The sequence below is a fragment of the Streptomyces sp. DSM 116795 genome, from assembly GCF_055792905.1.
The window spans coordinates 2988164-3008365 of sequence record NZ_CM147707.1; the positions used below are offsets into that span (position 1 = coordinate 2988164).

Genomic DNA, 20202 nt, shown 5'->3' on the forward strand with positions numbered 1-20202 from the left:
CCATGCCGAGGCCGATCACGTCCGACGGCCGGCTCACAGCCCGGCTCGCATCCGTCAGGCGCCGAGCAGCTTGCGCACCCGGTCCGTGCCCACCGCCAGCAGCAGCGTCGGCAGCCGCGGGCCGGTCTCGCTGCCCACGAGCAGCTTGTAGACCAGCGCGAAGAACGAGCGCTGCGCCACCTTCAGTTCGGGCGTCGGCTTCGCCGCGGGATCGATGCCCGCCTGCACCTTCGGCACCCCGTACACGAGCTGTGTCAGCCCTTCCAGGGACCAGTGGTCCTCCAGCCCGTCCAGCAGCAGCCGCAGCGACTCGCGCCGGCCGTCGTCCAGCGACTCCAGCAGCGCGGTGTCGGGCTCGGCCCGTACGCGCGTGCGCTGCTCCGCCGGGACCTGCGTGGTGATCCAGCGCTGCGCCCGGTCGAGGCGCGGCCTCACCTCATCGAGCGAACGAACCGGACGCTCCGGGTCCAGCTCGCCGAGAATCCGCAGCGTCTGCTCGTCGTTGCCCGCGGTCACGTCCACCACTGACGCCAGCGTGCGGTACGGCAGCGGACGCGGCGTCGCCGGCAGCGGCCCGGCGGCCGTCGAGGAGGCACGCAGATGCGCGGCGGCGTCGGCGGGCTGCGCGCCGCCCGCGGCGAGCTTGCGCTCCAGGGCGTCCCACTCGTCGTAGGTGCGCTGGATCTCCTGGTCGAAGGCGACCTTGAAGGACTGGTTCGGCCGGCGGCGTGCGTAGAGCCAGCGCAGCAGCGGAGCCTCCATGATCTCCAGCGCTTCGGCGGGGGTGGGCACTCCGCCCTTCGACGACGACATCTTGGCCATGCCGCTGATGCCGACGAAGGCGTACATCGGGCCGATGGGCTGCTCGGCGCCGAAGATCTCCTGTACGAGCTGCCCGCCGACGACGAAGGACGACCCGGGCGACTGGTGGTCGACGCCGCTCGGCTCGAAGACCACGCCCTCGTACGCCCAGCGCATCGGCCAGTCGACCTTCCACACGAGCTTGCCGTGGTCGAACTCGCGCAGCAGCACCGTCTCGCTGTGTCCGCAAGTGCCGCAGACGTAGGTCAGCTCGGTCGTCGCGTCGTCGTAGGCCGTCACCTTCGTCGTGTCGCGGCCACAGGCCGTGCAGTACGGCTTGTACGGGTAGTACTCACCCGCGCCCGTGCCCGAGCCGTCGTCCTCGGCGGCGGCTCCGGAGCCCTCGGCGGCCTCGATCTCGGCGGCGTCCGGCTCGCCCTGCTTCTGCTTCTTCTGCTGCTGCTTCTTGCCGCCCGGCGCCGACGCGGCCTTGTCCAGCGTCCGGTAGCGCTCCAGCACGGCGTCGATACGCTCGCGTTCACCCATGGCGAAAAGGATCTGCTCGCGGTAGGCGCCCGAGGTGTACATCTCCGTCTGGCTGATGCCCCGGTACTCGACTCCCAGCTCGGCCAGGGAGTCCGCCATCGCCGCCTTGAAGTGCTCGCCCCAGCTTCCGTACGCGCTGCCGGGCGGCGCGGGCACGGAGGTCAGCGGCCTGCCGATGTGCTCGTCCCACGAGGAGTCCACGCCCTCGACCCCGGCGGGCACCTTGCGGAAGCGGTCGTAGTCGTCCCAGGAGATGATGTGCTCGCAGGGCACACCGCGCCGCTTGATCTCGTCGGCGACCAGGTGCGGAACCATCACCTCACGCAGATTGCCCAGGTGGATCGGGCCGGAGGGCGAGAGACCGGAGGCGCAGACCACTGGTTTCCCCGGCGCTCGACGCTCCGCCTCGGCGACGACGTCATCGGCGATACGGGAGACCCAGTCGGTCTCGGTGGTGGTCTGACCCACGTCCGGCCCTTCCTTCTCTCTGACCCGGCTCTCTCCTCCGGGAAGCCTGCGAGGCCCATTCTCCCACTGCGCCGGGCAGGGTTTCACACGGAATACTCGCTGCGGAGCACAGGGCTTCACATGGAATACTCGGGGCCCGAACCAGCCACCCACGTACGGAACGGCCCGCATTCATGCCCTCGGTCCCGTCGCTCGCCGCCACGCTCCACAAGCGCCTCGCGGAGGCCCTCTCGGCCGCCCTGCCGGAGGACACCCCCACGGAGTGGGTCGACCCCATGCTGCGCCGCAGCGACAGGGCGGACTTCCAGGCCAACGGCATGCTGGCGCTCGCGAAGCGGCTCAAGACGAACCCGCGCGAGCTGGCCGGCCAGGTCGTGGAAAGCCTGCCGCCCAACGAGGAGATCGGCTCCGTCGAGGTCTCCGGCCCCGGCTTCATCAACATCGGGGTCAAGGACGCGGCAGTCCTCCGCAATCTCGCCGCGCGCTCCGACGACGAGCGGCTGGGCGTCCAGTACGCCGAGCAGCCCGGCACCACGGTGATCGACTACTCGCAGCCGAACGTGGCCAAGGAGATGCACGTCGGCCATCTGCGCTCGACGGTCATCGGCGACGCGGTCACGCAGATCCTGGAGTTCCGCGGCGAGAAGGTGGTCAGGCGCCACCACATCGGCGACTGGGGCACGCAGTTCGGGATGCTCATCCAGTATCTGGTCGAGCACCCGCACGAGTTGGACCACGAGTCGGACGCCGCGGACGCCAAGGACCGGGGCGAGGCCGCGATGGCGCGCCTCAACCGGCTCTACAAGTCCGCCTATTCGCTCTTCGAGTCCGACGAGGCGTTCAAGGCCCGTGCCCGCGACCGGGTCGTGCAGCTGCAGTCCGGGGACGAGGAGTCCCTCACCCTCTGGCACAAGATCGTCGACGAGTCGAAGACGTACTTCCAGGGTGTCTACGAGCGGCTGGACGTCGAGATCAGGGACGAGGACATCGTCGGCGAGAGCGCCTACAACGACGGTCTGCAGGCGGTCGTGCGGGACCTGGAGTCCTCCGGTGTCGCCGTGCGCTCCGAGGGCGCCCTGTGCGTCTTCTTCGACGACGTGAAGGGCCCCGACGGCACGCCCACCCCGCTGATCGTGCAGAAATCCAACGGCGGCTTCGGCTATGCCGCCACCGACCTCGCCGCCATCCGCGACCGCATCGGCACGCTCCAGGCCGGCACCGTGCTGTACGTGGTGGACGCCCGCCAGGCCCTGCACTTCCGCATGGTCTTCGAGACCGCCCAGCGGGCCGGCTGGCTCCCCGAAGGCGCCGCCCGGCAGCTTGCGTTCGGCACGGTCCTCGGCAAGGACGGCAAGCCGTTCAAGACCCGCGCGGGCGAGTCGGTGCGGCTCGTCGACCTGCTGGAGGAGGCGACGCAGCGGGCGGCTGTCGTCGTACGGGAGAAGGCGCAGGACCTCACGGAGGACGAGATCCAGGAGCGTGCCGCGCAGGTCGGCATCGGCGCGGTCAAGTACGCGGACCTGTCCAACTCCATGACCAGGGACTACGTCTTCGACCTGGACCGGATGGTCTCCCTGCAGGGCGACACCAGCGTCTATCTCCAGTACGCCTACGCGCGCATCCAGTCGATCTTCCGCAAGGCGGGCGACGAGAAGCCGCAGGTGCACCCGATGCTGAAGCTGGAGCCGGCCGAGCGGGCGCTGGCGCTGCATCTGGACGAGTTCGGCGACACGCTCGCGGCGGTGGCCGAGAGCCACGAGCCGCACAAGCTCGCCGCGTACCTGTATGAACTGGCCACGCTCTACAGCCCGTTCTACGAGAACTGCCCGGTGCTGAAGGCGGAGACACCGCAGTTGGTGCAGAACCGGCTCTTCCTGTGCGACCTCACCGCCCGCACGCTCCGCCAGGGCATGACCCTGCTCGGCATCCGCACGCCCGAGCGGCTCTGACCGGGCCCGCCGTACGGGCGCATCCGGCCGGTCACACGGACGCCCGTATGCGCCCCCAACGGCACCATTTGTGCCGTAAGTCCGGGTGAACCCGGCGCGCCGTCACCTCCCCCGACGTAGCATCCACAGCCGGGAGACACCCGCTGACGCCGCATCAGGAGGACGCCCATGCGCTCGGAACTGCGCTCGGAAAGCCCGGAACCGTCCAGACGGACCGCTGCCCTGTACGGCCTGGCCACTGCGGCTGCCGTCGTCGGATTCGACCCCTCGGCGCGCGCCTGGGCCACCGAGCGCACCGCACCCCGTCGCCCTGCGGACGGCGGATTCGACCATGTGCCGCCGCTGGACGGGGAGTTGCTCACCGACGACGCCTCGCGCGACGCCGCCGCCGAGGACTTCGGGCACATCATCCACCGGCGCCCGGCGGCGGTCCTGCGGCCCGGGTCCGTCGACGACGTCGTGGTGATGGTCCGCTTCTGCCGCAAGCACCGCATTCCCGTGGCGCCGCGCGGCCAGGGTCACGCGACGTACGGGCAGGCACAGACCGAAGGCGGGCTGGTGATCGAGACCGGCCCGCTGAAGCACATCGGCCCCGTACGGGACGGCAAGGTGACCGTTGGCGCGGGCGCCCGCTGGAGCTCGGTCGCCAAGTCCACGCTGCGGCACGGGCTCACGCCTCCGGTCTTCACCGACTATCTCGAACTCTCCGTCGGCGGCACGCTCTCGGTCGGCGGCCTCGGCGGTCAGACCCACCGGCACGGCGCCCAGACCGACACGGTCGCCGAGCTCCAAGTGGTCACGGGCGCGGGCGAGCTGGTCCGCTGCTCGGCCACGCGGCACGCGGACCTCTTCGACGCCGTACGGGCGGGCCTCGGCCAGTGCGCGGTCGTCGTGGGCGCCACGCTGCGCCTCGTACGCGCGCCGAAGACGGTGCGCCACTTCCAGCTGCCGTACGCGGAGCTGGAGGTCTTCCTGGAGGACCAGCGGCGGCTGATCGCCGAGCGCCGCTTCGACTACGTCGAGGGGCTGGTCCTCCCCGACGACACCGGGGCCTTCCGCGTACACGTGCTGGAGGCCGTCGCGTACGGCCCTCCGGCGGGCCCCGAGCCGGACGACGAGGAGCTGCTGGCAGGCCTGCGCTTCGAGAGCGCGGGCATGACCGCGGACACCCTCGACTACTACGCGTTTCTCGACCGGCTCGCGCCCTCCGTCGCCGAGCAGAAGGAGCAGGGCCTCTGGGACGACCCGCACCCCTGGCTCAATCTGCTTCTGCCGTCCGCATCCGTGGAGTCCCTGGCGTCCGGCATCCTCGACGGCCTCAGGCCCGAGGACGTCGGCAGCAGCGGCGTCGTGCTGCTCTACCCCATGCGCCGGGAGCTGCTGCGCACGCCGCTGCTGCGGATGCCGGACGACCCGGTTCCGTACCTGCTCGCCGTGCTGCGCACCGGTCCGGCGGGCGATCCCGCCACCGTCGACCGGCTGCTCGCCGCCAACCGTGCGGCCTACGAGACGGTGCGGGACGCGGGCGGCAAGCAGTACCCGGTGGGCTCCATCCCGTTCCGGCGGAGCGACTGGCGCGACCACTTCGGGCGCGCCTGGCCGGCGCTGGCGGCGGCCCGCCGCCGGTACGACCCGGCGGGCATCCTCGCCCCGGGCCAGGGCATCTTCTGACCGGCTGACCGGCCGGCCGGCCAACCGGCCGACCCGCCGACCCGCCGACCCGGGACCGCACACCCCGCCCGGCAGACCTCCCGGCTCCCCGCCGCAGGTCTGCCGGTCAGGGACCTTCAATACGCAACCATCGCTCTGATACTTTCAACTCGGCTGCGAAAAAGGGCTGTTGACGAACCGGCCAGGGCACGGAACGTGATTGCCCGGCACCGCCCGCCCCCGTACAGGCAGCGGCAGAAGAGGAAGCACAGCGATGACCGGTTCCGGCGAACGGCCCGCGCAGATTGACACCAGCAGGGCCCACTCGGCCCGGATGTACGACTACTACCTCGGCGGCAAGGACTGGTATCCCGTCGACCAGGAGGCGGCCGAGAAGGTGAAGGCGGTCTTCCCCTTCATCGTGACGGGTGCGCGCGCCAACCGGGACTTCATGCACCGCGCCACGCGCACCCTCGCTTCCGAGTACGGCGTGCGGCAGTTCATCGACATCGGCACCGGCATCCCCACTGAGCCCAACCTCCACCAGGTCGCCCAGCAAGTGGCCCCGGACGCCCGCGTGGTCTACGCGGACAACGACCCGACGGTGCTGGAGTACACCGACGCCCTGACGCTCAGCAGCCCGCAGGGCCGCACCGCCTACGTACACGCCGATCTGCGCCACGACGCCGTCCTGGAGGACGCCGAGCTCCGCTCGACCGTCGACCTGGACGAGCCCGTGGCGCTGTCGATGCTCGCGGTGACGCACTTCCTCCCGGACGAGGACGGCCCGCTGCAGATCGTGCAGTCGATGGTCGAGCGGCTGGCCCCAGGCAGCTTCCTGGTGCTCTCGCACGCCACCCCGGACTTCAACCCCGCCGCGCAGAAGGCGGTCGACGTCTACCGGCAGAGCGGCACCCCGGCGCAGATACGCACCAAGTCGGAGATCATGCGCTTCTTCGAGGGCACGGAACTCATCGAGCCGGGCCTGACCACCACGCACCGCTGGCGCCCCGACGGGGAGTCCGGCATCACCGACGAGGACGCCTTCTTCTACGCCGGCATCGGAAGGAAGCCCTGAGGCCCGGAGGCCCGTTCAGGCCCTGAAGGCCTGAGCCCTTCCTGACGACGGAGCACGGGGACGGGACCGCCCGGCGGCCTCGTCCCCGTAGTCGTGTGCGGGCGGCGTCCAGAGGGCGGGCCGGGCAGTCAGAGCTTGCCCGCGACCTCCGTCGCCCAGTACGTGAGGATCAGGTTCGCGCCCGCGCGCTTGAAGCTCGTCAGGGTCTCCATGATCGCCCGGTCCCGGTCGATCCAGCCGTTCTGCGCCGCGGCCTCGACCATCGCGTACTCACCGGAGATCTGGTAGACGCCGACGGGGACTTCGGCGCGCTCGGCGAAGTCACGCAGCACGTCCAGGTACGGCAGTCCCGGCTTGACCATCACCATGTCAGCGCCCTCTGCGGCGTCGAGGGAGAGCTCGCGCAGCGCCTCGCGGGCGTTCGCCGGGTCCTGCTGGTAGGTGTTGCGGTCGCCCTTGAGCGAGGAGCCGACGGCCTCGCGGAACGGCCCGTAGAAGGCGGAGGCGTACTTCGTGGTGTAGGCGAAGAGGGACACGTCCTGGTGGCCCGCCTCGTCGAGGGCACGGCGCACGAAGCCGATCTGGCCGTCCATCATGCCGCTGGGGCCCAGCACATGTGAGCCGGCTTCGGCCTGGACACGGGCCATCTCGGCGTACCGCTCCAGCGTCGCGTCGTTGTCGACCCGGCCGTGCGCGTCCAGGACGCCGCAGTGGCCGTGGTCCGTCGTCTCGTCCAGGCACAGGTCCGACATGATCACGATGTCGTCGCCGACCTCGGCGCGTACGTCCCGCAGCGCGACCTGGAGGATGCCCTCGGGGTCGGTGCCGGCGGTGCCGACCGCGTCCTTGTCCTGCTCCTTGGGCACGCCGAAGATCATGATGCCGCCGACGCCCGCCCGTACGGCCTCGGACGCCGCCTTCTTCAGCGTCTCGCGCGTGTGCTGCACGACGCCCGGCATGGACGAGACGGGCACCGGCTCGCTGATGCCGTCGCGCACGAAGACGGGAAGGATCAGTTCGGCGGGGTGCAGCCGGTGCTCGGCGACCATCCGCCGCATGGCCGGAGTCGTACGGAGCCGGCGCGGCCGCACCGAAGGGAACCCGCCCGCCGCGCCGCCTGGTACGTGCTCGCTCACGACGATCGTGCCCTCCTCCTGGCCGGCCGCTTCTCACTCGGCCGCTTCACCACGTCGCCCGCGGCGACGGCCTCCGCGCGGCGCTCCGCACCGAAGTCCGCCAGCGCCTCGGCGAGCTTGTGCACCGAGGGCTCCGGCGACATGACGTCGACCCGCAGCCCGTGCTCCTCCGCCGTCTTGGCGGTGGCCGGGCCGATACAGGCGATGACGGTGACGTTGTGCGGCTTGCCGGCGATGCCGACGAGATTCCGCACCGTGGACGACGAGGTGAACAGCACCGCGTCGAAACCGCCGCCCTTGATCGCCTCCCGCGTCTCGGCCGGCGGCGGCGAGGCGCGCACGGTGCGGTACGCGGTCACGTCGTCGACCTCCCAGCCCAGCTCGATGAGCCCGGCCACCAGCGTCTCGGTGGCGATGTCGGCCCGCGGCAGGAAGACGCGGTCGATGGGGTCGAAGACCGGGTCGTAGGGCGGCCAGTCGTCCAGCAGCCCGGCGGCCGACTGCTCACCGCTGGGCACCAGGTCGGGCTTCACGCCGAACTCGATCAGCGCCTTCCCCGTCTGCTCGCCCACCGCCGCGACCTTGATGCCCGCGAAGGCGCGCGCGTCCAGGCCGTACTCCTCGAACTTCTCGCGCACCGCCTTCACGGCGTTGACCGAGGTGAAGGCGATCCACTCGTACCGCCCGGTGACCAGGCCCTTGACCGCCCGCTCCATCTGCTGCGGCGTACGCGGCGGTTCGACGGCGATGGTGGGCACTTCCGCGGGCACCGCGCCGTAGCTGCGCAGCTGGTCGGAGAGCGACTCGGCCTGCTCCTTCGTACGCGGCACGAGCACCTGCCAGCCGAAGAGCGGCTTGGACTCGAACCACGCCAGGCGGTGGCGTTCGGCGGCGCCGCTGCGCTCCCCGACCACGGCTATCACCGGCTGCCCGCTGTCCGGGGAGGGCAGCACCTTCGCGGACTTGAGGACCTGGCCGATGGTGCCGAGCGTGGCGCTCCAGGTGCGCTGCCGTGTGGTGGTGCCGGCGGCGGTGACCGTGAGCGGAGTCTCGGGCTTGCGGCCGCCCGCGACGAGTTCGCCGGCGACGGACACGACGGAGTCCAGCGACGTGGAGACGACGACGGTCGCGTCGCTCGCGCCGACCTCCGTCCAGCATCTGTCGTCGGCCGTACGCGCGTCGATGAAGCGGACGTCGGTGCCCTCCGCGTCGCGCAGCGGGATACCGGCGTACGCGGGGACTCCCACAGCGGTCGCGATACCCGGCACGACCTCGAACGGGATGCCTTCGCCGGCGCACGCCAGCATCTCGCGCGCCGCGTCGGCGTCGAGTCCGGGATCGCCCGTCACCGCTCGTACGACCCGCTTGCCCGACCGTGCGGCCGCCATGGCAATATCTGCTGCACCGTTCGGCGCGGCTGCTGATGCCCCGTCAGCTTTCGCGTCCTGCTTCGCCCCGTCTTCCACCCGAAGCGGCGTGTCCACCCCTGCCCGCGCATGACTGCGGACGACGTCGTGCACCTGCGGGTCGGCCACAAGCACGTCGGCCTGCGACAGCGCCTCGACGGCGCGCAGCGTGAGCAGACCCGGGTCTCCGGGCCCGGCACCGAGGAAGGTGACGTGTCCGTGTGCACCGTAGAGGTGCCGAGTTGTCGAATTGTGGGCAGTGGTGGGGCTCAAAGTGCTCGCTCCCCCATCAGACCGGCCGCGCCCTTGGCGAGCATCTCGTCGGCGAGCTCACGTCCCATGTTCTCCGGGATCGCTGTGCCCTCCGCGGACGCCGGTACGGGACCGGTGGTGGACAGCTGCACCAGCGTCTCGCCGTCGATGGTTCCGACGACGCCGCGCAGGCGCATTTCGGTGGCAACCTGCCCGTCGCCAAGCAGGTCGGCGAGCGCTCCCACAGGTGCGCTGCAGCCGGCCTCCAAGGCGGCGAGCAGGGTTCGCTCGGCGGTCACGGCGGCCCGCGTGTGCGGGTCGTCGAGCTCGGCGAGCTGGGTGGCCAGGTGTGCGTCGGCCGACGCGCACTCGACGGCGAGGGCCCCCTGGCCGGGGGCGGGCAGCACGGCGTCGGGGCTGAGCAGTTCGGTCACCTCGTCGAGGCGTCCGGTGCGTTCCATCCCGGCTGCTGCGAGCACCACGGCGTCGAGTTCGCCTGAGCGCACATACCCGATGCGCGTGTCGATATTCCCGCGGATCGGCACGGTCTCGACCTCCGTGCCGAGGCTGCGGGCCCACGCGGCGAGCTGCGACATGCGGCGGGGCGAGCCCGTACCGATGCGGGCCGGCCTGCCGGTGGCCCGCACGCTCGCGGCGAGCTCTTCGAAGCGGAGGCCGTCGCGGGCGATCAGCACGTCGCGCGGATCGGCGCGCCGGGGCACGGCGGCCAGCCTCAGCTCGGCGGGCTGCGCGGTCGGCAGGTCCTTCAGCGAGTGGACGGCGAAGTCGATCCGGCCGCTCAGCAGAGCGTCGCGGAGCGCCGTGACGAAGACGCCGGTGCCGCCGATCTGCGCGAGGTGTTCCTTGCTGGTATCGCCGTACGTCGTGATCTCGACCAGCTCCACGGGCCGGCCGGTCACCCGGCGCACCTGCTCCGCCACGAGCCCCGACTGGGCCATGGCGAGTCTGCTGCGCCGGGTCCCCAACCGGAGGGGGCTGGCTGGGTTGTTGCTCATGTGCTCACCTCGTCGCGCCCGGCCGCCTTCGGGCGCGGGACACCTGCTTCATCGGTCTGCTCGCTCCGCCGGCCTCCGCCGGGGCCCTCCGGGGACCCGGTGGGCTCCGGTACGCCCGTGGGCACCGGGCTGCTGACGGCGGCGACCGTCTGCGGGTCGAGGTCGAAGAGTTCACGCAGGGCGTCCGCGTATCCGGCGCCGCCCGGCTCACCCGCCAGCTCCTTCACGCGTACGGTCGGCGCGTGCAGCAGCTTCTCCACGACGCGGCGCACGGTCTGCGTGATCTCCGCGCGCTGCTTGTCGTCGAGCCCCTGGAGGCGGCCCTCCAGCCGGGCCATCTCGGAGGCCACGACATCGGCGGCCATCGTGCGCAGGGCCACGACGGTCGGGGTGATCGTCGCGGCCCGCTGTGCGGCGCCGAAGGCGGAGACCTCCTCGCTGACGATGCTCCGTACGGCGTCCACGTCCACGGCGAGCGGCGCGTCCGCGGCCGCCTCGGCCAGCGACTCGATGTCGACGAGGCGAACCCGCTCCGTGCCGTGCACGGCGGCGTCGATGTCCCTCGGCATGGCCAGGTCGAGCAGCGCCATCCCGTCGGCGGCCCCGCCGGATCCGCCGGTTCCGCCTGCCCCGGCCCCGGAAGCCCCGCCGGCGCCTTCGGTCCTGCGCTCCAGCGCCTCGCGAACAGCCTCGTCGGTGAGTACGAGCCCGGTGGCGCCCGTGCAGGAGACCACGATGTCGGCGCGGGGAAGCTCCGCCGCGAGCCCGTCGATCGGCAGCGCGTGCGCACGAGGCCCGTGCCCGGCGCTCAGCGCGGCCGCGGGCGCCGCGCCCGCAGCGAGCCCGGGAGCCAGCCCCGAAGCCAGCCGCTCGGCGCGGTCCAGGGTCCTGTTGGCGATCACCAGTTCGGCAACTCCGGCCCGCGCGAGGGTCGTGGCGGCCAGGGACGACATCGATCCCGCCCCGATGACCAGCGCACGCTTGCCGCGCACCCAGTCCTCCACGGGCGCGGGGCGCGCGAGCTGCTGAAGGCCGAAGGTGACCAGTGACTGCCCGGCCTTGTCGATGGCCGTTTCGCTGTGTGCCCTCTTCCCGGTACGCAGCGCCTGCTGGAAGAGATCGTTCAGCAGCCGCCCGGCCGTGTGCTGCTCCTGGGCGACGGCGAGCGCGTCCTTGATCTGGCCGAGGATCTGGCCCTCTCCGACGACCATCGAGTCCAGGCCGCAGGCCACCGAGAACAGGTGGTGCACGGCCCGGTCCTCGTAGTGCACGTACAGGTGCGGAGTCAGCTCGTCGAGTCCGACGCCGCTGTGCTGTGCGAGCAGCGTCGAGAGTTCGCCCACACCGGCGTGGAACTTGTCCACATCCGCGTACAGCTCGATGCGGTTGCAGGTGGAGAGCACGGCCGCCTCCGCCGCGGGCTCGGCGCTCACGGCGTCCTGCAGCAGCTTGCCGCGCACCTGGGGCGCGAGCACGGCACGCTCCAGGACGCTCACCGGGGCGCTGCGGTGGCTCAGGCCGACGACCAGCAGACTCATGCGGGCATCACGGCGGGGAGGTCCCCGTCAGATCCCGGCTCGGTGCGCTTGGTGACCGCTGCGGCGGGCGGAGCCGCCGGCGGCGCGGTCTCGTCCTCCTCGGGGGCTTCCTCGCCTGCCTTGCGCTGCTCGTGGAAGGCGAGGATCTGCAGCTCGATCGAGAGGTCCACCTTCCGCACGTCCACACCCTCGGGGACGGACAGCACGGTCGGGGCGAAGTTGAGGATCGAGGTGATACCGGCGGCGACGAGCCTGTCGCACACCTGCTGCGCGGAGCCCGCGGGAGTCGCGATGACCCCGATGGAGACGCCGGACTCGTCGATGATCTGCTCGAGCTGGTCCGTGTGCTGTACGTCGATGCCGGCGACGGGCTTCCCGGTCAGGGACGGGTCGGCGTCTATCAGGGCGGCCACGCGGAACCCGCGGGAGGCGAATCCGCCGTAGTTGGCGAGCGCGGCGCCGAGGTTACCGATACCGACGATCACGACGGGCCAGTCCTGCGTCAGACCGAGCTCGCGGGAGATCTGGTAGACGAGGTATTCGACGTCGTAGCCGACACCGCGGGTGCCGTAGGAGCCGAGGTAGGAGAAGTCCTTGCGCAGCTTGGCCGAATTGACCCCTGCGGCCGCGGCCAGTTCCTCGGAGGAGACCGTGGGCACGGAGCGCTCCGAGAGCGCCGTCAGGGCCCGCAGATACAGCGGTAGCCGGGCGACGGTGGCCTCGGGGATCCCTCGGCTCCGGGTCGTCGCCGGTCGGTGATTTCGGCCAGTTGCCACGGTGCTCCTGCCGGTTGCGCGAAGCGGTGAGCGCTCCCGCGCGAGCCGCGCGTCATGAACGCTCCATCGCCACAAGGCTATGCCTTTGTGAACGCGTGCACAAAGATGGAGTCCGATTTGTCCGGTCAACGTGACCGGTGCCACATGCAACTGCCGCGACACACGTCACTCCTCACGTCACGCCGGCCGCGACCGGCGCCTCTCCGGCACGGCCCAACTGCCGCACCCGGCAAGGCGACCGGACTCCCCGGGACCTTCCCGCCGGGCTCCCCGCGGGCTTCCCGCGGGCCGGTCAGCTCTCCAGAGCCTTTCGCAGCCGCTGCGGGTCCACCCGCCAGAAATCGTGCTGCGCACCGTCCACCAGCACAACCGGGATCTGCTCCCAGTACTTCCGGTACAGCTCCTGGTCCTCGTTGATGCTCTTCTCCTCCCAGGCAGCTCCGGTTTCGGCGCACACCCGCACGATCACGTCCCGTGCGATGTCGCACAGATGGCATCCGGGCTTCCCGATCAGGGTGACAGTCCTCATGCCCGCCATTCTCCCGCTTCCCGGCTGCCACACGCCCCCCTCTGCAGTGCTTCACATCCGGCGCCGGACCCGCCGGATACGGCGCCGGGCACCCGGGCCGGGGCCGACCGCGTCCGGGGCCGGCACCCGCAGGCGACCGTCCCGTTCCGAATGTGTCCCGTACGGCCCACAGTTGGACATCCGGGCGTAACAGGCATGCGTCGCGAAGTGGCTATCCTCGTTGTCATGCCCTCTGGTCCCACTCCCCGTCGCGCCTGGTCCTGGATCGCGAGCCGCGGCCGCGCCGCCACCGCGCGCAGCGTGCTCGCGGGCGAGGCGTCCGCCGACGCGGCGCGCAAGCAGGAACTGGAGCAGCGGCAAGCGGAAGAAGTGCAGCAGGGCGTCTTCGAGGCGGCGCAGGAGTACGAGGAGGAGGAGCCCGCGTTCCCCGTCGCGGGCGACACCCGCGCCGCCGCCTTCTTCGACCTCGACAACACGGTCATGCAGGGCGCCGCTCTGTTCCACTTCGGCCGCGGCCTGTACAAGCGCGACTTCTTCGAGAAGCGCGAACTGGCCCGTTTCGCCTGGCAGCAGGCCTGGTTCAGGATGGCGGGCAACGAGAACGCCGGGCACATGGCGGACGTGCGCTCCAGTGCCCTCTCGATCGTCCAGGGCCACCGCGTCTCCGAACTGACCGCCATCGGCGAGGAGATCTACGACGAGTACATGGCCGGCCGCATCTGGCCCGGCACGCGCGCCCTCGCGCAGGCCCATCTCGACGCGGGCCAGAAGGTCTGGCTCGTCACCGCCGCCCCCGTGGAGACGGCCACGATCATCGCCCGGCGGCTCGGCCTGACCGGCGCGCTCGGCACCGTCGCGGAATCCGTCGACGGCGTCTACACGGGGAGGCTCGTGGGCGAGCCGCTGCACGGCCCCGCCAAGGCCGAGGCCGTACGGGCGCTCGCCGCCGGGGAGGACCTGGAGCTGGAGCGGTGTGCCGCGTACAGCGACTCGGCGAACGACATCCCGATGCTCTCGCTCGTCGGATATCCGTATGCGATCAATCCTGACAGCAGGCTTCGCGAGCACGCGCGCGAAATGGGCTGGCGGCTGCGCGACTACCGCACCGGACGGAAGGCCGCGAAGGTGGGCATTCCGGCAGCCGCGGGCGTCGGCGCCGTGGCGGGCGGAGCAGCCGCCGCGGTCGCTCTGCAGCGCCGCCGCCGATAGGCCCTCAGCTCGGACGCCACGCCTCGACACGCCGTACGGACGCATGCCGCACGGCAGTTGGACGCCGGGTTTCCGCCACCTGCGGCACCCTCGCTCCCGCCAGTGACGCTTCGGACCTCCGTGCACAAGTCGTAACTCGAACGACAAGTTGTGACCAGCAAACGATCGTTGAACCGGTCACAGTCAGTGCAAGAGAGGGCGTGAATGCGTAACAGATCAGACCGAATCGGCGATTTCAGCAACTACGCGTAGCGCCGTCTATACAAAGCGTTATTCTCCTCAGACGCAATCGGTACCCACACGCCCCTTCCGGGTCGAACGGTCCCGTACTGCACGTGATGGAAGCTCTGCCTCTGGGAGTCCCGTGTACCCACACGTCGGGGTTGACGCCTCGGGCCTGGCTACGCTGCGCAGCACGGTCGTTGCGGCACTCGGCCGGCTGCGCGCTCTTGTCCCCCGCGCGTACGCCCCCGCCCTCGCATCAGCCGTGCCCGTCCCCGCCGGCCCCTGCTATGCCATGGCGCACCGCGCCGCGACCAGCGCCGCAGTCGGCGCCGCGGCGGCAGCGCCCGCCGCCCCCGCAGCCTCGCCGGGCAACGTCGGCAGGCGTACCCGCAGTTCGGCCTCGGGAAGTTCGGGCACGTCCACGGCCCGACGCGCCCGCCCCGCCGCCTCGGACACCGACAGCCGCCGGATGATGGATCTCGTCGAGCGGGCGCAGGCCGGGGAGGCCGATGCCTTCGGGCGGCTCTACGACCAGTACAGCGACACGGTGTACCGGTACATCTACTACCGCGTGGGCGGCAAGGCGACAGCCGAGGACCTCACAAGTGAGACGTTCCTGCGGGCACTTCGGCGCATCGGCACCTTCACCTGGCAGGGCCGGGACTTCGGCGCCTGGCTGGTCACCATCGCGCGCAATCTGGTCGCCGACCACTTCAAGTCCAGCCGCTTCCGCCTCGAGGTGACCACCGGGGAGATGCTCGACGCCAACGAGGTCGAGCGCAGCCCGGAGGACTCGGTCCTGGAGTCGCTCTCCAACGCCGCACTGCTCGAAGCCGTACGCAGGCTCAATCCGCAGCAGCAGGAGTGCGTCACGCTCCGCTTCCTGCAGGGCCTCTCCGTCGCCGAGACGGCCCGCGCCATGGGGAAGAACGAGGGCGCCATCAAGACCCTGCAGTACAGGGCGGTCCGCACGCTCGCCCGGCTGCTGCCGCAGGACGCTCGCTGAACTCGGCCTATCCCCAAGCCCGTTCGGGCGTTTTTTCCGGATTCGCCCTGCCGTGACCCACGCCAGAGGGTGACTCCGCGTATGCACCCGGTCACATCATCGTGAGTCCGTAACCCGAGTGCCTTGACGCTCGTTGTGGGGGTGCAGTCTCCCCGCACCGTGGCACGCAAGGGTTCGCTCCCACTTCCGAGTGAATATGAGCGTTTTGCCACACAGCCTTCCATCCGTGGTGGGGAGTGGACCGTGCTGACGAGAGGAGGTGCCGCCCGTGATCGGGTCAGCAACCGCGAGCAAGCGGGCTGCCGCCTTCGCCCAGGCCCTTGACGAGCACGAGCACGAGCTCGACGAGGCCGCGGCGGCCGACCGGACGGCGGAAGACGGACGCTCCGGCGCCGCTCCGCCCGCCCCCGTACGCCCGTGCGCGACCGCCGGAGGCGGGCCGGGCGCAGCCGCCGCCGGCCCGGCGGAGAGCCCGTCCGAGGAAGAAGGGGACACCGAGCCCGGGCTGCTGCTCGGTCTGGCGGACAGACTCCGCTCCGTACCCAGACCCGCGGTGGCGCCCGACGTCAAGACCGTGCAGCGGGCGCAGTTGATCGCCGCCATGGAGGCGGAGTTCGCCTCGCCGGAGGCGCGTGCCCGGCAGGTTCCGGCGCAGCGGGACGGACGAGGGGCCAAGGGCAAAGGCGCCCACCGCGCCCCCGCCGTCAGGCCGTTGAGCAGACTCCGCCCCAACTCGCGCCTGGGCAAAGGGATCGCGGCGGGCGGGCTCGGCGTCGGAGTCGCGGCCTCCGCCCTCGGCGGCGTCGCCTCGGCGAGCAGCGAGGCGCTGCCGGGCGACTCGCTCTACGGCCTCAAACGGGGCATGGAAGACCTGCGTCTGGACTTCGCGGACGACGAGACGGACCGCGGGCGGCTGCATCTGGCCCGCGCCTCCACGCGCCTCCAGGAGGCCCGCCGCCTGATGGAAGGCACTCGAGGGGGCGCCGAACTGGACTACGAGTCGGTGGGCAAGGTCCGCAGGGCGCTCGCGGGAATGCGCAACGACGCCAGCGAGGGCCACCACCTGCTCAGCACGGCGTACAAGAGGGACGGCAGCATCGCCCCGATGCGCTCCCTGTCCTCCTTCAGCTCGGAACACCGCGAGAGCTGGGGGAAGCTGCAGCAGAATCTCCCCTCTCAGCTCTCCGACGTACGCGACGAAGTGAGCTCCGTCTTCGACGCCATGGACAGCGACATCACCCCGATCGCCGGCCTGATCTCCGACTCGGGCGAGGGATCGCCACGAGGACACGAGCGCGGCGGAGAGGGCCGCCACGGGCACGGCGGCAAGTCACCCCGCCCCTCGTCCTCTTCGGGTTCCGCGGAGGCCGACGGCCGGGAGGACGGCGGATCCGGCGAGCCTTTGCCGTCGGATTCGGATTCCCGCGCCGGCGAACTCATCGGCGGCGGCGGCCTTCTGGACCCGTCCGGGGATCCGCACGGGAAGCCGTCGCTGCCCGGCTCGGGCGGGAGCGGCCACTCGCAGCCGGATTCCGAGGTCACGCTGCCGCCCATCGTTCCGGATGTGCTGCCGGGGCTGAAGAGGCTTTCGGACGACAGGTAGCCGGAGCAGCGCGAGCACCGAACAGCACTCGGCGCCCCTTCCCACGTGGGAGGGGCGCCGCGCTGTGCGCATCACGGACGTACGAGGCCGATGCCGGGACGTCCAGAACGCGCTCTAGAAGAACACCGACCGCCGCCGCACGAGCAGCTTGTAGAGCGTGTGCTGGATGGTCTCGCGTATCTGGTCCGTGAGGTTGAACATCAGCATCGGGTCGTCGGCAGATCCCGCCGGATAGCCGTCCGTCGGAATCGGCTCGCCGAACTGGATGGTCCACTTCGTCGGGAGCGGTATGGCGCCGAGCGGTCCCAGCCATGGGAACGTCGGCGTCACCGGGAAGTACGGGAATCCCAGCAGCCGGGCGAGCGTCTTGGCATTGCCCACCATCGGATAGATCTCCTCGGCGCCGACGATCGAGCACGGCACGATCGGCGCCCCCGCCCGCAGCGCGGTCGACACGAAGCCGCCGCGTCCGAACCTCTGCAGCTTGTAGCGGTCCGAGAACGGCTTGCCCAGCCCCTTGAACCCCTCGGGCATGACGCCCACGGCCTCGCCTCGCGCCAGCAGCGCCTCGGCGTCCTCCGAACAGGCAAGCGTGTGGCCCGCCTTGCGGGCGAGCGCGTTGACGACCGGCAGCATGAACACGAGGTCCGCCGCGAGCAGCCGCAGATGACGGCCGGCCGGATGGTGATCGTGGACCGCGACCTGCATCATCAGGCCGTCGAGCGGCAGGGTGCCCGAGTGGTTGGAGACGATCAGGGCCGAGCCCTCGTCGGGAATGTTCTCCACGCCCCGCACCTCGACCCGGAAGTACTTCTCGTACAGCGGGCGCAGCAGCGACATCAGCACCTGGTCGGTCAACTCGCGGTCGTAGCCGAAGTCGTCGACCTCGTATTCGCCGGTGACCCGCCTGCGGAGGAACGCCAGCGCCTGCGCGGCCTTGCGCTCCCAGTCGCCCTCCGGAGGGAGTTCACCGTCGTGGGGGTCAACTCCCTCGCCTCGGTCGTCACCGTGGTCCCCGTCCATAGGCCCGGCGCGCAAGTGCCGCTCCGCGCGCTCCGCGCTCCTGTCGCGCCGCTCGTGCCCGCCGCGCCGCTCGTGCCCGTCGTCGGGGGATCCGAACGGGATGACTTTCGCATCAGCCACGGCGCCCGGCCTCCTCGTCCTGATCCTGGTCCTGGTCCTGGCCCTGGTCATGCCGTTCGTCCTCGGGCGGCGGGGTCACCATCGCGGCCAGTCTGTCGACCGTACGGGCCAGGGTCTCCGGCGGCAGCAGCCCCTGCGCGCGGTTGCGGGCGAAGGCAGCCAGCGTCTCCCCCGTTGTGAACCGCGGTTCGAAACCGAGGACTTCACGCATCTGCGTCGTACGGACCACGCGTCCGTGCGTCAGCAGCCGCACCTGCTCGGGCGAGAAGTCCGTGGCGCCGACGGACTGCAGCAGCGACCTTCCCCAGCGGATGGCGGGCAGCAGCATCGGCACCGTCGGCCGTCCGAGCCGGCGCGCGCACTGGGACAGCAGCAGGGTGCCGTCTCCGGCGATGTTGAACGTGCCCGCGCTCAGCGTCCCCCGGCGCGGCTCGCGGGCCGCCTGACGCAGCACCTCGACGGCGTCGTCCTCGTGCACGAACTGGAGCCGGGGATCGTAGCCGAGCACCGTCGGCAGCACGGGCAGGGCGAAGTACGCCGCGAGGGGCGAGTCCACGCACGTACCGAGCACGTGCGCGAACCGCAGCACCGTGACGGACACATCGGGGCGGCGCCGCGCGAAGGCCCGTACATACCCTTCGACCTCGACCGCGTCCTTGGCGAAGCCGCCGCTGGGCATCGACTTGGCGGGGGTGGACTCGTCGAAGACCGCCGGATCGCGGGGTGCCCCGCCGTAGACGCTGGTCGTCGACTTCACCACCAGCCGCCGCACCGACGGCGCCTTCTGGCAGGCGCCGAGCAGCTGCATCGTGCCTATGACGTTGACTTCCTTGACCGAACTGCGGCTGCCGGTCCCCGGCACCGCCGGCTGCGATCCGTGCACATCCATGTGGACGACCGTGTCCACGCCGTAGTGGGCCAGCACTCCTGCGATGTCCGGCTGCCGGATGTCCGCCGGTACGAACTCGGCGCCGCCCAGGTGATGCTCCGGGTCCACGACGTCGACGCCGACCACCCGGTCCACGTCGGGTTCACGCTGGACACGGCGCACGAAGCGGCCACCGAGCTGCCGGGCCACCCCGGTCACGAGTACGACCCTGCCCAAGATCCCTCCCCTGACGCCCACTTGCGAACTGTGCCGCACGAAGCGAGGTACCGCCGGGTCCCGCAGGTTACGTTTCTGCGGATTCCGGTTCACGCCTGTCCGCACACACGCCCGCGAAACGCGAACGTCCATACCAAACGAAACCGCCGTCCCGCCACGCCGCACACCTGGTGCGGGCAGCAGAACGGCGGTCACCTGCGTACTCGGCGCTCGCTCACTTCTTATTGCGGCGCTGAACTCGCGTCCGCTTGAGGAGCTTGCGGTGCTTCTTCTTCGCCATCCGCTTACGCCGCTTCTTGATTACTGAGCCCACGACAACCCTCGCTCACAAATCTTCCCCGCAGACACGGAGAGAACTGTCTTCACTCGGCGCGGGGCGTCCGAGCCCACACGACCTACATGAAGGTTCAGCCTACCCGTCACCGTGCGCGGCTCGTAATCCGAGGGTCGTCGCGCGATGCCGTCAGGCCGTCTCCACCCCCACATAGGATTCCTGGAGGTATTCATGGACGGCTTGCTCTGGGACCCGGAAGGACCTTCCCACCCGGATCGCCGGCAGATGACCGCTGTGCACCAGCCGGTACACGGTCATCTTGGACACTCGCATCACCGAGGCGACTTCCGCCACGGTCAGAAAGTTGACCTCGTTGAGAGGTCCCTTGCCAGCAGCCATGTCACACCTGAACCTTCCGCACATGTCGGTCACCGGCTTCCCCTTCCGGCGACTCCCGCTCGCATGCGCGCTCCTCCCCAGATTAGGGGCGGG

Annotated in this window: 17 protein-coding genes; 6 read left to right on the plus strand and 11 right to left on the minus strand. The window is 70.9% G+C overall.

The features are described 5' to 3' along the window. Positions 1–54 precede the first annotated feature (54 nt). Entirely contained in the window at positions 55–1815 is a 1761-nt protein-coding gene (gene lysS, locus ACSMXX_RS12825; RefSeq protein ID WP_473184152.1) for a lysine--tRNA ligase, read from the minus strand. A gap of 173 nt (positions 1816–1988) precedes the next feature. Here lysS and argS point away from each other — a divergent pair, with 173 nt between their 5' ends. The 3 genes from argS (at position 1989) to ACSMXX_RS12840 (ending at position 6492) form a co-directional block, all read left to right on the plus strand. Beyond that, entirely contained in the window at positions 1989–3764 is a 1776-nt protein-coding gene (gene argS, locus ACSMXX_RS12830) for an arginine--tRNA ligase (protein ID WP_473184153.1), read from the plus strand. A gap of 168 nt (positions 3765–3932) precedes the next feature. Beyond that, the gene (locus tag ACSMXX_RS12835) at positions 3933–5435 is read left to right on the plus strand and encodes an FAD-binding protein (protein ID WP_473184154.1); all 1503 of its coding nucleotides are present in this window, start codon (positions 3933–3935) and stop codon (positions 5433–5435) included. A gap of 253 nt (positions 5436–5688) precedes the next feature. After that, positions 5689–6492 carry an SAM-dependent methyltransferase gene (locus tag ACSMXX_RS12840; protein ID WP_473184155.1) on the plus strand — a complete coding sequence of 268 codons (804 nt, stop codon included), beginning with the start codon at positions 5689–5691 and terminating at the stop codon, positions 6490–6492. Positions 6493–6620: 128 nt separating this feature from the next. Here ACSMXX_RS12840 and hemB read toward each other — a convergent pair whose 3' ends face one another. The 6 genes from hemB to ACSMXX_RS12870 form a co-directional block, all read right to left on the minus strand. After that, positions 6621–7628: a porphobilinogen synthase gene (gene hemB, locus ACSMXX_RS12845; protein ID WP_473184156.1), complete on the minus strand. Its 1008-nt coding sequence runs from the start codon at positions 7626–7628 to the stop codon at positions 6621–6623. Continuing rightward, positions 7625–9307, minus strand: a complete 1683-nt coding sequence (locus ACSMXX_RS12850; RefSeq protein WP_473184157.1) for a bifunctional uroporphyrinogen-III C-methyltransferase/uroporphyrinogen-III synthase — start codon at positions 9305–9307, stop codon at positions 7625–7627. Before ACSMXX_RS12850 ends, hemB begins: the two co-directional genes overlap by 4 nt. Continuing rightward, positions 9304–10302 (minus strand): hydroxymethylbilane synthase, encoded by a 999-nt coding sequence (hemC, locus tag ACSMXX_RS12855; RefSeq protein WP_473184158.1) that lies wholly within the window; start codon positions 10300–10302, stop codon positions 9304–9306. Before hemC ends, ACSMXX_RS12850 begins: the two co-directional genes overlap by 4 nt. Continuing rightward, positions 10299–11840: a glutamyl-tRNA reductase gene (locus ACSMXX_RS12860; RefSeq protein ID WP_473184159.1), complete on the minus strand. Its 1542-nt coding sequence runs from the start codon at positions 11838–11840 to the stop codon at positions 10299–10301. The genes hemC and ACSMXX_RS12860 overlap by 4 nt, the downstream gene beginning before the upstream one ends. After that, a complete protein-coding gene (locus tag ACSMXX_RS12865; protein ID WP_473184160.1) occupies positions 11837–12616 on the minus strand; it encodes a redox-sensing transcriptional repressor Rex in 780 nt (259 codons plus the stop codon). Before ACSMXX_RS12865 ends, ACSMXX_RS12860 begins: the two co-directional genes overlap by 4 nt. A gap of 292 nt (positions 12617–12908) precedes the next feature. Beyond that, a complete protein-coding gene (locus ACSMXX_RS12870) occupies positions 12909–13145 on the minus strand; it encodes a glutaredoxin family protein (protein ID WP_473184161.1) in 237 nt (78 codons plus the stop codon). Positions 13146–13370: 225 nt separating this feature from the next. Here ACSMXX_RS12870 and ACSMXX_RS12875 point away from each other — a divergent pair, with 225 nt between their 5' ends. The 3 genes from ACSMXX_RS12875 to ACSMXX_RS12885 all read left to right on the plus strand — a co-directional run bounded on the left by ACSMXX_RS12875 (position 13371) and on the right by ACSMXX_RS12885 (position 17188). Next, positions 13371–14354 carry an HAD family hydrolase gene (locus ACSMXX_RS12875; protein ID WP_473184162.1) on the plus strand — a complete coding sequence of 328 codons (984 nt, stop codon included), beginning with the start codon at positions 13371–13373 and terminating at the stop codon, positions 14352–14354. A 364-nt stretch (positions 14355–14718) separates the two neighbouring features. Next, positions 14719–15585 carry an ECF subfamily RNA polymerase sigma factor, BldN family gene (locus tag ACSMXX_RS12880; protein WP_473184163.1) on the plus strand — a complete coding sequence of 289 codons (867 nt, stop codon included), beginning with the start codon at positions 14719–14721 and terminating at the stop codon, positions 15583–15585. A gap of 268 nt (positions 15586–15853) precedes the next feature. Continuing rightward, a complete protein-coding gene (locus ACSMXX_RS12885) occupies positions 15854–17188 on the plus strand; it encodes a DUF5667 domain-containing protein (protein WP_473184164.1) in 1335 nt (444 codons plus the stop codon). Between the two features lie 114 nt (positions 17189–17302). On the opposite strand, the gene ACSMXX_RS12890 is transcribed toward ACSMXX_RS12885, so the two are convergent. From ACSMXX_RS12890 to ACSMXX_RS12905, 4 genes are all read right to left on the minus strand, one after another. Beyond that, positions 17303–18331 carry a lysophospholipid acyltransferase family protein gene (locus tag ACSMXX_RS12890; protein ID WP_473184165.1) on the minus strand — a complete coding sequence of 343 codons (1029 nt, stop codon included), beginning with the start codon at positions 18329–18331 and terminating at the stop codon, positions 17303–17305. Continuing rightward, positions 18324–19436 carry an NAD-dependent epimerase/dehydratase family protein gene (locus tag ACSMXX_RS12895; protein WP_473184166.1) on the minus strand — a complete coding sequence of 371 codons (1113 nt, stop codon included), beginning with the start codon at positions 19434–19436 and terminating at the stop codon, positions 18324–18326. The genes ACSMXX_RS12890 and ACSMXX_RS12895 overlap by 8 nt, the downstream gene beginning before the upstream one ends. Before the next feature lie 214 nt (positions 19437–19650). Continuing rightward, on the minus strand, positions 19651–19749 hold the full coding sequence (locus ACSMXX_RS12900; protein ID WP_003948845.1) for a 30S ribosomal protein bS22: 99 nt from the start codon (positions 19747–19749) through the stop codon (positions 19651–19653). A 150-nt stretch (positions 19750–19899) separates the two neighbouring features. Continuing rightward, positions 19900–20109: a helix-turn-helix domain-containing protein gene (locus ACSMXX_RS12905; protein WP_158677109.1), complete on the minus strand. Its 210-nt coding sequence runs from the start codon at positions 20107–20109 to the stop codon at positions 19900–19902. Positions 20110–20202: the final 93 nt, after the last annotated feature.

Coding starts and splice junctions, on each gene's coding strand:
- argS (WP_473184153.1), top strand. CDS start 1,989: ATGCCCTCGGTCCCGTCGCTCGCCGCCACGCTCCACAAGCGCCTCGCG.
- ACSMXX_RS12835 (WP_473184154.1), top strand. CDS start 3,933: ATGCGCTCGGAACTGCGCTCGGAAAGCCCGGAACCGTCCAGACGGACC.
- ACSMXX_RS12840 (WP_473184155.1), top strand. CDS start 5,689: ATGACCGGTTCCGGCGAACGGCCCGCGCAGATTGACACCAGCAGGGCC.
- hemC (WP_473184158.1), bottom strand. CDS start 10,302: ATGAGCAACAACCCAGCCAGCCCCCTCCGGTTGGGGACCCGGCGCAGC.
- ACSMXX_RS12860 (WP_473184159.1), bottom strand. CDS start 11,840: ATGAGTCTGCTGGTCGTCGGCCTGAGCCACCGCAGCGCCCCGGTGAGC.
- ACSMXX_RS12870 (WP_473184161.1), bottom strand. CDS start 13,145: ATGAGGACTGTCACCCTGATCGGGAAGCCCGGATGCCATCTGTGCGAC.
- ACSMXX_RS12875 (WP_473184162.1), top strand. CDS start 13,371: ATGCCCTCTGGTCCCACTCCCCGTCGCGCCTGGTCCTGGATCGCGAGC.
- ACSMXX_RS12905 (WP_158677109.1), bottom strand. CDS start 20,109: ATGGCTGCTGGCAAGGGACCTCTCAACGAGGTCAACTTTCTGACCGTG.